This is a genomic window from Microbacterium sp. SLBN-146 (genome assembly GCF_006715145.1).
Lineage (GTDB): Bacteria > Actinomycetota > Actinomycetes > Actinomycetales > Microbacteriaceae > Microbacterium.
In genome coordinates, this window is sequence record NZ_VFMR01000001.1 from 1,429,127 (window position 1) to 1,442,976 (window position 13,850).

Annotated in this window: 12 protein-coding genes; 2 read left to right on the plus strand and 10 right to left on the minus strand. The window is 70.7% G+C overall.

Annotated elements, in window-relative coordinates; all coding sequences use genetic code 11:
• Positions 1-100 precede the first annotated feature (100 nt).
• Entirely contained in the window at positions 101-271 is a 171-nt protein-coding gene (locus FBY39_RS16385; RefSeq protein WP_160132977.1) for a hypothetical protein, read from the plus strand.
• A gap of 168 nt (positions 272-439) precedes the next feature.
• Here FBY39_RS16385 and idi read toward each other — a convergent pair whose 3' ends face one another.
• Genes idi through FBY39_RS06140 form a run of 7 tightly spaced genes read right to left on the minus strand, consistent with a single transcriptional unit; the run spans position 440 to position 8,037 of the window.
• Positions 440-1,027 (minus strand): isopentenyl-diphosphate Delta-isomerase, encoded by a 588-nt coding sequence (gene idi / locus FBY39_RS06110; protein ID WP_141931074.1) that lies wholly within the window; start codon positions 1,025-1,027, stop codon positions 440-442.
• A complete protein-coding gene (locus tag FBY39_RS06115; RefSeq protein ID WP_141931076.1) occupies positions 1,027-2,430 on the minus strand; it encodes an alkaline phosphatase family protein in 1,404 nt (467 codons plus the stop codon). The genes idi and FBY39_RS06115 overlap by 1 nt, the downstream gene beginning before the upstream one ends.
• A complete protein-coding gene (eboE, locus tag FBY39_RS06120; protein ID WP_141931079.1) occupies positions 2,427-3,608 on the minus strand; it encodes a metabolite traffic protein EboE in 1,182 nt (393 codons plus the stop codon). Before eboE ends, FBY39_RS06115 begins: the two co-directional genes overlap by 4 nt.
• The gene (locus tag FBY39_RS06125; protein ID WP_141931081.1) at positions 3,608-4,492 is read right to left on the minus strand and encodes a TatD family hydrolase; all 885 of its coding nucleotides are present in this window, start codon (positions 4,490-4,492) and stop codon (positions 3,608-3,610) included. The genes eboE and FBY39_RS06125 overlap by 1 nt, the downstream gene beginning before the upstream one ends.
• Before the next feature lies 1 nt (position 4,493).
• Complete coding sequence (locus FBY39_RS06130; protein ID WP_141931083.1) at positions 4,494-5,939, minus strand: EboA domain-containing protein; 1,446 nt, start codon at positions 5,937-5,939, stop codon at positions 4,494-4,496.
• Positions 5,936-6,805 carry an SCO3242 family prenyltransferase gene (locus tag FBY39_RS06135; RefSeq protein ID WP_141931085.1) on the minus strand — a complete coding sequence of 290 codons (870 nt, stop codon included), beginning with the start codon at positions 6,803-6,805 and terminating at the stop codon, positions 5,936-5,938. Before FBY39_RS06135 ends, FBY39_RS06130 begins: the two co-directional genes overlap by 4 nt.
• Complete coding sequence (locus FBY39_RS06140; RefSeq protein ID WP_141931087.1) at positions 6,802-8,037, minus strand: inositol-3-phosphate synthase; 1,236 nt, start codon at positions 8,035-8,037, stop codon at positions 6,802-6,804. Before FBY39_RS06140 ends, FBY39_RS06135 begins: the two co-directional genes overlap by 4 nt.
• 505 nt (positions 8,038-8,542) lie before the next feature.
• Between FBY39_RS06140 and FBY39_RS06145 the strand changes: the two genes are divergently transcribed.
• Positions 8,543-9,379, plus strand: a complete 837-nt coding sequence (locus tag FBY39_RS06145; protein WP_141931089.1) for a hypothetical protein — start codon at positions 8,543-8,545, stop codon at positions 9,377-9,379.
• On the opposite strand, the gene FBY39_RS06150 is transcribed toward FBY39_RS06145, so the two are convergent.
• From FBY39_RS06150 to FBY39_RS06160, 3 genes are all read right to left on the minus strand, one after another.
• Positions 9,369-10,730, minus strand: a complete 1,362-nt coding sequence (locus FBY39_RS06150; RefSeq protein ID WP_141931091.1) for an alpha-L-fucosidase — start codon at positions 10,728-10,730, stop codon at positions 9,369-9,371. The genes FBY39_RS06145 and FBY39_RS06150 overlap by 11 nt on opposite strands.
• Positions 10,731-10,804: 74 nt before the next feature.
• Entirely contained in the window at positions 10,805-11,386 is a 582-nt protein-coding gene (locus FBY39_RS06155) for a PadR family transcriptional regulator (RefSeq protein ID WP_160132979.1), read from the minus strand.
• A 269-nt stretch (positions 11,387-11,655) separates the two neighbouring features.
• Entirely contained in the window at positions 11,656-13,833 is a 2,178-nt protein-coding gene (locus tag FBY39_RS06160; protein ID WP_141931095.1) for a caspase family protein, read from the minus strand.
• Between the last annotated feature and the right edge of the window lie 17 nt (positions 13,834-13,850).

The window sequence follows — 13,850 nt, forward strand, 5'->3', positions numbered from 1 at the left end:
TCACGAGCGACGGAGAAGCCTCTGCAGACGTGGAGACCGCACCCCCCCTACGGCGGTCTCCACGTCTGCAGTGCCGTGACCGAGGGAAGGACCCGCCCAGGTGAAGATCGTCGCCGACCTCGCTCCGGAGACGGTGGGGAGCTGGATGCCCGAAGCCGCCGTCATCTCCCTTCTCGTCGCCTCGTCGGTGTGGCTCCTCCTCCGCCGGCGCCGCCGAGAAGACGGAGCACCCGCGGACGCGCCGCGCACGACGGGAGACACCGAGGCCTGAGGAGACCGTGCTCGGTTCACTTGGCGCGAATGGTGGCCTCCGCGGCATCCACCTCGCCCTGTGGGACAAGTGAAGGTGAGACCGTGCTCGGTTCAGTTGGCGCGAATGGTGGCCTCCGCGGCATCCACCTCGCCCTTTGGGACAAGTGAAGGTGAGACCGTGCTCGGTTCAGTTGGCGCGAATGGTGGCCTCCGCGGCATCCACCTCGCCCTGTGGGACAAGCGAAGGTGAGACAAAGGAGGCGGGGAGGGCGCTGAGTTGGAGCACGGCCCACGGGCTCAAGGTCATCGGCGCCGACTGCGCGACGGCGACGAGGGCGTCGAGCGGCACCCACGCCCACTCCATGACCTCTTCCGGATTCGGCCGCGGGTCGGAGCGAATGCGCGCGACGAAGACGGGGCAGATCTCGTTCTCGACGATGCCGCTGCTGTCGACCGCGCGATAGCGGAAGTCGGGGAGGACGGGCTCGAGCGTCTCGATCTCGAGGCCGAGTTCTTCTCGCATGCGCCGAATGACGGCGTCTTCGACCGACTCGCCCGGCGCGGGATGCCCGCAGCACGTGTTCGTCCACACACCGGGCCAGGCCTTCTTCGACAGCGCACGACGCGTGATGAGCGTGCGGCCCTCGTCGTCCACGACGTAGCACGAGAACGCGAAGTGCAGCGGCGTCTCGGTCGTGTGCACGTCGGACTTCAGCGCCGTGCCGATCGCGTGTCCGGCGTCATCGGCGAGCACAACGAGTTCGGGTCCGCTCATCAGGTCACTTTAGCCCGACTCCCGAGAGCCGACAGCACGAGGTCGCGCACGTCGACCGCGGCGATGCTGTCGTCCGCGTCGTCGAGGAGGGTCGCGTCGGAGGAGATCAGCACGGGAGCGTCCTGCGTCGAATCCGGAAGACGCCCGTGCGTCCCGCGGACGCACGACGGATCGAGGGGAACGGTCGACATCGCGTAACGCAGGCCGAGCTTCTTCTTCACGAGGTTCGCCGCGGCCTTCGCCTTCGCGAGGCGGTCGGCCGGGTTCCAGAAGAGCTCCGCGGGGTCGTATCCCGGCTTCCGGTGGATGTCGACGCCGCGCGCGAACTCGGGCGCGCGGTCGTCATCGAGCCAGTAGTAGTAGGTGAACCATGCGCCGGGTTCCGCGACGACGACGAGCTCGCCGGAGCGTTCGTGGTCGAGGTCGTACCGCGCCTGCGCTTCACGGTCGAGCACTTCGTCGACGCCCTCGAGGCCGCGCAGCAGGTCGGCCACACGGGGGATGTCGGCGCTGTCGGGCACGTACACGTGCGCGACCTGGTGGTCGGCGACGGCGAACGCGCGGGACGTCCACGGGTCGAGCTGTTCCTTCCCCTGCTGCACGTACACCTCGAGCAGGCCTTCGCGGCGCAGCATCCGGTTGATGTCGACGGGGCGATCGGCGTTCTCGATGCCGTACTCGCTGAGCGCGACGATCGTGTAACCCTCCGCGCGTGCGTCCTCGATGAGCGGCACGAGTGCGCGATCGAGCGCGGCGGCGGCGCGGTCGGCCTCGGGAGCGGTCGGTCCGAAACGCTGGAGGTCGTAGTCGAGGTGGGGGAGGTACGCCATGACGAGATCGGATGCCGCGGGCCCGAAGCGGCCCGACAGGAGCCCGCGCGTCGCGTTGATGATCCACTCCGTCGATGCGAGGGATGCCGTCGGCCCCCAGTACTGGAAGAGGGGGAACTCGCCGAAGGCGCCCGTGAGCTCGTCGTGGAGGCTCTCGGGCCGGACGTACGCGTCGGGGCTCTTGCGTCCGTCGGCGTGGTAGATCGGGCGCGGGGTCACCGTGACGTCGGTCGTCGCGCCCATCGCGTACCACCAGCCGACGTTGGTGGCCGTGAACCCGGGCGAGCGGCGACGGGCGGTCTCCCAGATCTTCTCGCCCTGCACGAGGCGGTTGTGCTGGCGCCAGAGGAGCGGCTCGCCGAGGTCGCGGAAATGCCAGCCGTTGCCGACGATGCCGTGCTCGCGGGGCATCGTGCCCGTGAGGATCGTCGACTGCACGCTGCACGTGACGGCGGGGAGGATCGTCTCGAGCCCCACGGTGCGCCCGCTGTCGCCGAGTGCCCGCAGGTTCGGCATCGAGGCCAGTGCGCGTGGCGTCAGCCCGACGACGTCGAGGAGGAGGACGCGGCTCATGACGCCACCGCCCCGACGCGGGATTCGAGGGCGTGTGCGAGGTGATCGCGCGCCCAGCTCAGCTCGGCGGCGATCCCCTCGACCAGGGTCGGCGGACGGAGAGAAGCCGGGAGGACGGTCCACGTGTACGTCTCGACGTCGAGGTGCGCTTCGTCACCGTGCGGTGCGTCGAGGACGGCCGAGACGGCGGCGAGCAGCACCTCGGTCGTCGCCCGGAGGGGAGGGGCGGGGGTCGCGTGGAGGGGGATGTGCACGTGCACCCGCCACGGCCGGTCGGTCGGCCACGCGGCATCCGGGGCCAGCACGTCACCGAGGTCGTCGGCGGCCCACGTGCGGGCGTCGCTCGCGTGGCCGCGCGCCCGCACCTGGTGCACGTAGCGCGCTTCGGCGAAGGGGGCGAGCGCGTCGGCGGCGCCGGGGAGGCTCGGGTCGGGAAGCTCGAGGGCGACGGAGGCCTGCACCTTCACGATCCGGACGCCCGACGCCGTCGCGATGCCGACCGCTTCGCCGGGGTCGGCGAAGGAGACGGCGAGATGGCACGTGTCGAGACAGAGCCCGAGGAGTCCGTCCGCGACGAGGTGGGGGCGGGCGCCGAGCCACGCTGCGACATCGGCGACGTCGTCGAGGATGCACCCCGGCTCCGGCTCGATCCCCACTCGGATCACCCGGCCCGTGCGGGCGCGGAGCTCGAGGAGATGCGCCACGAGCCGTGCGAGCTGCGCCTCGGCGGCGGCGTCGGCCGCGGCATCCCACTCCGTCCGCCATCCGAGGGGCAGCGTCGAGATGCTCCCGTCGCCGCCCTCGCCGCCCTGGCCGCCCTCGGGAAGGAGATAGGCGAGTAGCGTCGCGCAGTCCATCGTGTAGCGGAGGCGCTCGGCCGTCGTCCAATCGGGACGGTAGACCGCGAGCTTCACGACGTCGTCGTGGAAACCGCGGTACGGGAAGGCGTTGATCGTGCGGAAGGTAAGTCCGTTCCGGTCGAGCGCGGCGCGGAGGCGCTCGCGGGCATCGGCGTCGGTCGCGAGCTGCGCAGCCGTCTCGGCGGGGATCCACAGCCCCACGCCGAGGGTGTCGAGGCCCGCGGCCCGCCGGATGGGACCCGCGTGCAGATCGAGCTGCGCGATGATCCCCTCGAGGTCTTCCGCGGGATGGACGTTCGTGCAGTACGACAGCTCCATCACGCCTCCCTCCGCGACGCCATGCCGCGCAGCACCGAATTGCCCTCGAACGTGTCGGGGCCCTGCTGCGCCGGCTCGAAACCCGGTACGGGCGTGAGGTCGAGGCGTCCCGACTGGCCGTAGAACTCGACGGGGTTGCGCCACAGCACACGATCGACGTCGTCCTCGGTGAAGCCGGCCTCGAGCATCGCGTATCCGGTCTTCGCGGTCTTGAGGGGATCCGACCGGCCCCAGTCGGCGGCGGAGTTGACGATGATGCGGTCGAGGCCCAGGCGCTGCATGATCGCGACGACGCGATGCTCGTCCATCTTCGTGTCGGGGTAGATCGAGAAGCCCATCCAGGCGCCCGCCTCGGCGACCATGTCGACGCACGTCTCGTTGAGGTGATCGACGAGGACCATCCCGAACGGCAGTCCCGATTCGGCGACGACGTCGAGTGTGCGGCGCGTGCCGGTCACCTTGTCGCGATGCGGCGTGTGCACGAGGGCGGGTAGCGCGAACTCGATCGCGAGGGCGAGGTGCTGACGCAGCACGTCGTCCTCCTCCGGCGTCATCGAGTCGTACCCCGTCTCGCCGACGGCGACGACGCCGTCCTTCGCGAGGTAGCGGGGGAGGTGGCCCATGACCTCGCGGCAGCGGGCGTCGTTCGCCTCCTTGGGGTTGAGCGCGATCGTGGAGTGGTGGCGGATCCCGAACTGCGACGCGCGGAACCTCTCCCACCCCAGCAGGGCGTCGAAGTAGTCGAGGAACGAGCCGACGTGCGTGCGGGGCTGGCCGAGCCAGAAGGCCGGCTCGACGAGCGCGCGGACGCCCGCGGCGTACATCGACTCGTAGTCGTCCGTCGTGCGCGACGTCATGTGGATGTGCGGATCGAAGATGCGCATGTCACTCCTGGGGAACGGTGTCGATGAGTCGGATGTCGTCGGGGATGCTGCGACCCGCCGCACGCCGCTCCTCGGCGTATCGCGAGGCCATGGCGGCCAGCTCTGCGTCGCGGCGCTCGTCGAGTCCGCGGACGATCGAGAGCGGGACGCCCATGAATACGAGCTTCAGCACTCCATGGCGCCAGCCGTGGTCGTCGAGGTGCCGCGCCGTGAACGCTCCCATTGCCGAGGCGACGAGCGCCGGGTCGTTCGTGCGGAGCGCGTCGCGAGCGAGATCGAGGCCCGTCTCGCGCCATGCGGGGGTGAGGTCCGCGTCGGCGAGCGCGTCGAATCCGCGCAGCACGCCCCGGCGCTCGGCGTTGTCGCCGTACTCGTAGAGCGCCCGCACGACCGACGGATCGGCGCCGCCCGCGTGGAGGGCCTCGACGAGCGCGGCGCGGGCGGCGTCGTCGGTCGTGCCGGCGTACCCGTGCGGGTCGTCAGGGGAGAGCGGATCGCGGCCGACGGCGCGGCCGGCCTCCGCGAACAGCCGCGGTGCGCGCGTCGGGTCGGCGGTCACGGATGCGACGGCCTCGACCGTCCACGGATGCCGGGCCGGCATCGCGGCGCGGGCCGCGGCATCCCACGCGGCGATGCTCGCGCCCGCGAGGCGGGGCGCGTCGTGCGAGTGGCGGGGGAGTTCGACGGCGGCGACCCCCGTGTAGCCGATCTCGCGCAGGGTCTCGATCGCCGCGACGAGGTCGAGATCGCCCGTTCCGAGCTCGAGGTGCTCGTGGACGCCGGGCTTCATGTCGTCGACCTGCACGTTGCGCAGAAGCTTGCCGGCCTGGCGGAGTGCGCCGACGACGCCCTCGGGTTCGACGGCGACGCAGTGACCGAGGTCGACCGTGATGCCGACGGATGCCGGTGCCCCGACCTCATCGCGAAGGCGCAGTGCATCGGACACCGTTTCGACGAGCATCCCCGGTTCGGGTTCGATCGACAGCGTCACGCCGCGCTCCTCCGCGATCGGAACGAGGGCGGCGAGGCGCTCGACGAGGAGCGTCCAGGCGGTGTCGTCGTCGACGTCGTCGTCGGGCACGACGCCGCTCCACAGCGAGACGCAGTCCGCATCGAGCACTGCGGCGATCTCGATCGCGCGAGCGAGGAACGCCATCCGGGGCTCGGCATCGCGGTCGACGAGCGTCGGCCGGTGCTTGTGCCACGGGTCGAGGAGGTAACGGGTGCCGGTCTCGACGACGACCCGCAGGCCGCGCGCCCGGAGATCGGCCGCGAGCTCTTCGGTGCGCGTGCGCCAGTCATCGGCGAAGGGATCGAGGTGCGGATGGCCGAGCGTGAGAGCGACCGCGCGGTAGCCGCACCCCTGGATGACGTCCAGGGCGTCATCCAGCGTGTGGTCGGCGAAGCCGTTCGTCCCGTACCCCAGGACCCAGGCGTCGGTGGTCATGTGACGTCTCCCTTCGTGCGAGCGCGACCGAGGATCCCGAGGAGCCCTCCGATCGCGAGGAGCGCCGCTGTCACCGCCGTCGACCCCGCGCGCGCGGCGAGCGCGAGTTGGAGCGGCACCATGCCGCGGATCCCGGCGCGCGTCGCGGTGCGCGCCGTGGCAGCATCGGGACTGCGGACGGCGTCGATCTGCGCGGGGAGCACGGCCGCGGCGTACCCTGCCGCGCCGAGGAGGGCAGCGGGGGTCGCCGCACCGAACGGCACAGCACCGAAAGACACAGCCACCGCGGTCGCGCCCATCGCGGTTGCCGTGGCTGCGGCGACGGGAACGGTGGTCCCGTTCACCTCGCCGCGCGACATGAGGGTCACGGCTGCGGTGTGGGCGGCCATGAGTCCCGCGGGGAAGAGGCCCCCGCGCCATCCCGGACCGGCCGCCCCCATCACGACGTTCAGCCCGCGGCAGACGGCCATGACGGCGGGGCCCGCGGGAGACGCCTTCGCGGCGAGGTCGTAGGTCCAGACGGATGCCGCGAGGCCGAGCGCCGTGACGCCGGCCGCCCTGCCCGCGAGGAAGGCGAATCCGACGCCGGCGGCGGTGAGCGCCGCGCCGAGACCGAGGGCCGTCGCACGTGAGACGCGGCCCGAGGGGATCGGGCGCTCGGGTCGTTCGACGGCGTCGAGGTCGGCATCGGAGTAGTCGTTGAGCGCCATGCCCGCGGCGTACAGGCACGCCGACGCGGCCGCGAGGGGCACGGCGCGGCCGCCGACGGCACCCCGGGCCGAAACGGCACCGACGAGCGGATCGCCGAGCGCCGTGAGGGCTGCGGGTGCGCGGACGAGGTCGAGGAGGTCGCCGACGCGCGTCATCGCGCTGCGATCGGCTGTCGTTCCGACGCCCCCCGCGCCGCCGTCATGCGAGCCGTCGCGAAGACTCCCGTGCGCTCCACCCAGCTCACGAACTGAGCGGTCTGCTCGGCGAACGCGTGCACGTCGCTGCCCCACGGGTCCTTGAAGAAGCACCCGAGCTCTGCGACGGCACCGGCCTGACCGGCATCCGTCGCGAGGGCGAGACTGCGCACGAGATCGAGCACGAGCGGGGCGGCGAGCGTCGAGTCGTAGGCGCTCCACGTCGTCTGCAGCGTGATCCGGCTCCCGAGGAACCCGACGGCGTGGACGTGGTCCCACGCCGTCTTGATGTCGCCGAGATCGGGGACGTTGTCGATGTGGAGGGGCGCGACGACGTCGTCGCCGACGAGGGCGTGGAGGCCCCGGTTCTTGGAGGCGAGCTTCGACCGCACCGCTTCGGGGTCGGCGAGGGTCGCGCCGTCACCGCCGCCGAGCAGGTTGGCGCCGGCCCACGAGAGCACCTTGAGTCCGCGTGCTGTGAACATGGGAGCCAGCACCGTGCGGAGGAGCGTCTCGCCCGTCTTGCCGTCCTGGCCCGCGAACGGGAGGCCTGCCGCGACGGCACGAGCCTGGAGGACGGGAAGGGTGAGGCCCGCCGAGGGCGTGAATCCCGCGTACGCTGCGCCGGCCTGGATCGCCGCTGCGGCAGCGAGGGAGCTGGCCGGGAGGACCGTCGCGCCCGGCGTCGAGAGCGCTTCGCGGAGAGCATCCTCGGAGTGGAAGGCGGGGTGGTCGGCGGGGAGGGGTTCTGTCGATGAGACGTCGACGACGACGACGAGCCGCAGCCCGTGCCGGTCGCGGAAGGCGGCGATGTCGGATGCTGCGCGGTCGATGTCGTCCTGTTGGGTCGGTCCGCCCACGCGAGCGGGCCGGATGTCGGCATCCGTCTCGTGGAGATCGGCGGCGACGGCCTCGACGAGCGCGCGGGGGAACATTCCGCCCGACGCGAGTGCCGTCGCCTTCTCGACGAGGGGCGTCGTGGATATGTCGTGGCCGCCGATGACGATGTCGGCGAACGGGGTGAACGGCACATCGGTGAAGCGTTCGTCGACGGTCGTGAGACCCCACGGCTCCACGATGCCGCGCGCCATCGCGTGAAGTCCCGTCGCGGCGGTCGTCGCGAGCGACCCTCGTGCGCCGACGAACCAGGCGCCGATGCGGCCGAGATCCTGGGGTTTTGACTCATCTTGCATGGGCGGGTCCTTCTGAAGTCGTAGCTGTCGCGTCACTGCGGGGCGAACGATCCGAGCGTCGTCGCTCTGGAACGACTTTAGGGGGGATATGCCTGCCTCACAACAGAAGGGTGCCTAACTTCCGCTAGAAGTCGCACGTGCGACGGCAGGAAGTGTGCCGCTCGCGTTGCGTAAGTCCAGGCCATCCTGCAAAACGCAATCCGCACACTCATTTGTCTCGAATGGTGAGGTGTGGCCCATGATGACCGCCGTTCGAGACAAGCGAGCGGGGGAGGCCTCCGCTCACTTGTCCCAAAGGGCGAGGTCGGGGCGGGCGAGGTCGCCATGTGCGACAAGTGAACCTCGGAGGGCGGCGCCCCGCCATCCCCGCTCACTCGTCTCAAAGGGTGGGGTGAGAAGGGGTGAAGTCGCCCTTCGGGGCAAGTGAGCGGAGAGGGAAGGCGATGAAGTCACGGATGAGAGAAGGCTGGGAACGCGGGCGGGACGGTGTGGCACGATGCTCGTGATGGACGATGGCGCCGACGAAGAACTGCAGCGACTGCGGGCCCGTGCCTACGGACCCGACGCAGACATCGACGGCGATCCCGAGGCGATGGCGCGCCTCGCCGAGCTCGAGCAGCTGAGGCAGCAGGACCCGCCCGCCACACCGCCCGACGCGTCGGAGGCTGTCCTGCGGCATCCTGATCGCGGCGATGTCGTCGCGGGAGCCGAGGGAAGGACGGATGCCGCTGACGCGCCGCCTTCCGCCGCGATTCCTGGCGACGGCGAAGCGCCGGGGGAGCAGCCCGATGGCGGGGGAGACGAGCCCGAGGGTGCGGCGAGCGCCGACCCGCGCGCGGTGCGACGGCAGCGATGGAAGAGACGTGCCGGCTGGGGCGCGTCGATCGCTGCGACGGCCCTCATCACGGCGGCCGCGACAACCGCCGTCACCTTTCCGCTCACGCCGCTGAGTCCCGTTCCGCGCGATGTCGACGTGCAGCAGGTTGCGACCCTCCTCGTCGACGAGGACTTCGTCGTCCCGAGCGCCTTCGGAGAGGACCTCGGCGACGCATACGGCTTCGAGCCCTTCGCGGGCTTGCGCGCCATCACCGTCGAGCGGGGGTGGGCCAATCCCGGCACCGACGGGTGTCTCATCGTCGTCTCCGACCGACTGGGGCGCGGCGGACAGGAGTTCATCGAGGGGCCGCTGTACTTCGGATGCTCCGCCGGTCCTTTCCCGTCGGCGGTCAACCTGCGCGTGACGCCGGATTCCCCACGCGGCCTGCGCGACGCCTATCCCGAGGGCACGTCCCTGCAGTTCCTGCACGACGGATCGCGCATCGCCGTCTTCGTCACCGGCTGACGGTTCCGCCGCGGATCGGCAGGCTGACGCGGATGCACGCGTCCGGCTCCTCCGACGACACGACGAGCACGCCGTCCTCGACGCCCACGCGGCCGGGGCCGACAAGACGGGCGCCCTCGATGTCGAGCCGCGCAGTGTCCATCCGCAGCGGCACGCGGGCCCCGGGCTCGGCGGAGGCGAACGCGTGCGCCCAGCCGGGGGTCGTCGTCCACCGCACGAACGGTTCGTCCGAGGCCACCGCGATCGCCGGATCGAGGGGGCGCGAACCGAAGACCGCTTCTCCGTGCAGGTCGTTCCAGGCGCCCAGATGCTCGAGCGTGCTCCGCTGGGATGCGGGGACGTCTCCCGCTGCCGTCGGCCCGATGTTCAGCAGGAGGTTGCCTCCGCGGGAGACGACGTCGACGAAGTGTCGGACCGCCTCGGGTCCCGTCATCGACGTCGCGGCATCCTCGATCCGGTTGTATCCGAACGAGAACCCGATGCCGCGCGTGTTCTCCCACTTCTCCGCACCCTCGCTGCGCGCACCCTGTGCGTACTCGCTTGTGCGGAAGTCCCAGTGCGTGAGCCCGAATCTGTCGTTCACGACCCCGTCCGGCACGCGCTCGTAGTAGGCCGCGAAAAGCTCGACGAGACTCTTGCCGCCCGGCTCTTTCCCGGCATCCGGCCAATCGATGTCGCCCCACAGGAGCGCCGGCCGATACCGCTCGATGAGGTCGGCGACCTGATCGAAGGCGTAGTCGGCGTACGCGCGTCCGCGGGGCACGAGGTCACCCTCGATCGGACCCGCGATCGCTCGCGTCGGCGCCGCATGCCAATCGAGACCTCCCGAGTAGTACACGCCGAACCGGATGCCGCGGCTCTCCGCCGCGGTGCGGAACTCCTCGACGAGGTCGCGGCGCGGACCGCGGCGCACCGTATTGCGGTCGCCCGTGCCGGGCGCATCCCACAGCGTGACACCGTCGTGGTGCTTCGTCGTCGGCACGACGTAGCGCGCTCCGCTGCGCGCGACGAGGTCGAGCATGGCGCCCGCGTCGAACCGCTCGGCACGCCACGCGTCGAGGAGGTCGTCGTACGGCGCCCCACCGAATCGTTCGGCGTGGTGGAGCGCTGCGGGACTCCCGGCGATGCGGATGGTGTTGAAGTACCACTCGGCGTAGGGGTTGTGGGCGAACCAGTAGGCATCGTCGTCGACCGTGCCGAGCGCTCCGATCGGCTCGGCCCACGCCGGCACCGAATACGGTCCCCAGTGCACGAAGATCCCGAGCTTCGCGTCGTCGTACCACGACGGGACGGGGCGCTCGAATCGCCGGTACAGAGGAGGACGGACGGGGTCGTCGACGAACATGGCCATGGCGACTCCTTCTCACGGGTCGGTCAGCGGCGTACGCGGATCAGCGGGAGAGGACGCCTGCCGTCGTGACGGTATCACTCCTCCGATGTCTCACGAGGTTCGGGCGGTGGCCAGGTGGCGAGCTCTTCGAGCGCCCAGGTGGCCCAGGCGATGACGTGGTCGGCCTGACCGAGCAGGAACGTCTCGACGAGGTCCGCATCGCGCCGGCTCTCGGCGGAGCCGTCGTCGGTCGTGTCGGGATCGGCGCGCGCCGTGAGGAGAGCACGTCGCGCGAGCGCCTGATCCCTCGTGAGCTCCAAGGTGCGACGCAGGTCCTCTCGGCGTCCCTGCGCGGCGAACACGACCCGTGCGCCGGCCTCGAACTGGAGCGCGGGGGGCCGCACGGGTCGGCTCAGCCACTGCGCGAGTACACTGCGGCCGGCATCCGTGATGGCGTAGACCGTGCGTGAGCGCTCGCCGGTCTTCTCGGCTCGGCCCACGACGAGGTGGCGCTCGCGCAGTCGCTTGAGGGTGTTGTAGCGCTGACGATCGGTCGTCGGCCATACCGGATCGAGGCCGCGACCCACCTGCTCGGCAAGCTGGTAGGCCGTCCAGTCGTGCGTCGCGAGGAGACCGAGGACGATGTAGGAGGATGTCGTCAGCGCGCGCTCGGTCATGGCGCGCTTCCCCTCTCGACGTCCCGTGGGGGCCGTGCGATCCATGAAACGTCCAGCATCGAGCGGCCTATACTGCCGATTGCAGTAGTCATCGCGTCGCCGTCGGCCTCCTTGCAGGGGGGATCTGTGAGAGTCACCGGCGCGGGCGCGTGATGGGAACGTCGTCCGAACCGCGCTGACGCTGGGGGCAGCCTCGGGGAGGCGACGGGACCTCGAGTCCTCGTCGCCGCCCCGAGTACCGCGGAACCGGCGTTCATCGCGTCACCGGATCATCCCTCCACGAGGTCGGCGACGCCGCGCAGGATCTGTGCGATGGCGGCGTCCCGGCTGCGCGACCCCGATCGCGCAGGTGCGCCCTCCGTCGTCGCCGCGCCGGAGGCGACACCCGGCGCGATGTCCGTAGGACTTCCCTCGGGCGCATCACCCGCGAACGCCGACGCGAGGAACGGGAGATCGCCCCGGGGCGCGACGCCCGTGAACAGCGGATCCTGTCGCCGGGAGTCGAATCCCTCCGTGATGATCTCGGCGAAGCGCGCGTTGGACACGCGTCCGATGTGAGCCGCGATGAGCGGAGCGACGTGCTTCGTGAAGTCCCCCTGTCCGTTCGTCTCCCACGCCAGCTGCGTCGGCAAGCACGCCGCGAACTGCACTTCGAGCTGCGCTGTCGGCGTCGGTTCCGGTTCCGGCGTCACGGGATCCGTCTCGGAGGCGCGCACGAGTGAGAGCGCCTGCTTGCGACCGTTCGGCGCGTCGGCGCCCCGCGCGATCCGGAACTTCGCGACCTCGCCCGGTGTGAGCTCGACGCTTCGTCCGACGGAGACGACGTCGTCGGAGACGTCGCGGTTGCTCCCGCCCGAGTGGCACGAATCGAAGAAGATCGTGACGGAGACCCCGTCGGGGATGAGGTCCCACAGCAGGCCCAGGTCATCGTCGAGGATCAGCGCGCCGCTGCGGAAGTCGACGGGACAGATCGCCTCGTCCTGGCGGTCGTCTTCGTCGCCGTCGAGATCCGGCGCGTGCGTCCCATGCCCCGCGTACTGCACGACGAGGATGTCGCCCTCACGGGCATTCGTGACGAGCTGGTAGATCGAGCCGAGGATCATCTGGCGGGTCGCGTCGCGGTCGGTGAGCGACGTCGCGGTGAAGCCCGCGTCCTCGAGGACCGACGCCCACAGTCGCGAGTCGGCCACGGCACCGTGGAGGCGGTCGCCCTCACGCGGATAGGCGTCGATACCGATGCACAGGGCCCGGAGGGTCGTCGAGCCCCGGGAGCCGTCGCCCGTATCGTCGGGCTCCGGCCACAGGTCGACGCCGCGGGAGCTGCTCGGGAAGGGATGCTTCGCGACGTCGGCGCCGGGCGCGATGCGCAGCAGCGTGCTCTCCATCGTGGGAGCGTCGTCGTCGAATCCGCCGTGCGATATCGCCGTGCTCGCATCCGGGCGGGGTTTGCGGTTCGGAGTAAGGACGAGATCGCCGCGCGGACCGGCGAGGAAGCCCATCACCTCGGGGTCGTCTTCGATGTCCTTCGCGAGACCCAGGATCGGTGTGCCGCGGACGGACTCGAACGAGGCGGAGACAAGGTAGAGGAGCGACTTGCCGTAGATCCTGAAGCAGTTGTCCTCTCGCTCCGCGGCATCCGTCATCGTGAAGATCGTGAGGTTGCCGATCTTGTCCGCGACCGGCAGCAGCTTCTTCTTGAAGGTGTCGATGCGGACGGCGGGTGCGAGGAAGGTGACGGTCTGGAAGCCCGGGACTCCTTCTTCGAGCGCTGCGGGGATGAGGTGCGAATGGAAGATCGACCCGGCGCTGTGACCGACGGCATGGATGCTCACCCTGTCGCCGTTGACGCCCTGGTTGCGCGGCCCCTGCGCCTGCATCCATTCGGAGAGCTTCCGCACGAAGATCCTGGCTCCGCCGTTGTCGTCGCTCGACGCCGCCGCGTCGAGCTTCATGTCGAGCCATACGTGCTCTCCGCCGAGCGCACGCGCGCCGATCTCGATGGCGCGATCCTTCGCCTCGTCGAAGAACCCGCGGCTGCCGCCGGCGACGAATCGACCGATGGCGTCCCAGATCGCCGATGCCGCTCCCGTCTTCCAGACGAAGTGGATGGGGTAGACGCCGTTGGCCTTGAGCCAGGCGACCTGCCGCTCCGCCGTCGCGAATCCCGCCTCCTCATCGACGAGACCACCGTGTGCGTAGAGCACGATGGGCACGTGCGCGCCCCGCCGGGAGCGGATGAACGCCGGCAGGTGCGTCGAGAAGATCGCGTCGATGTCGGCCTCGACAGTGGCGAAATCCGCTTCGCTGCGAGGATCGGGCGTGGGCTCGCGGTCGAGTCGCCCATCGGTCAGGGTGATGACGTGGGGCTTCAGGGCCTTCAGCTGTGTGCGGGTGAGTCGCGGTGCCCGCGGCTCTGCGGGTGGGGCGACGGCGGGAGCGGTGTTCACGGGTGGGCCTTTCTGGC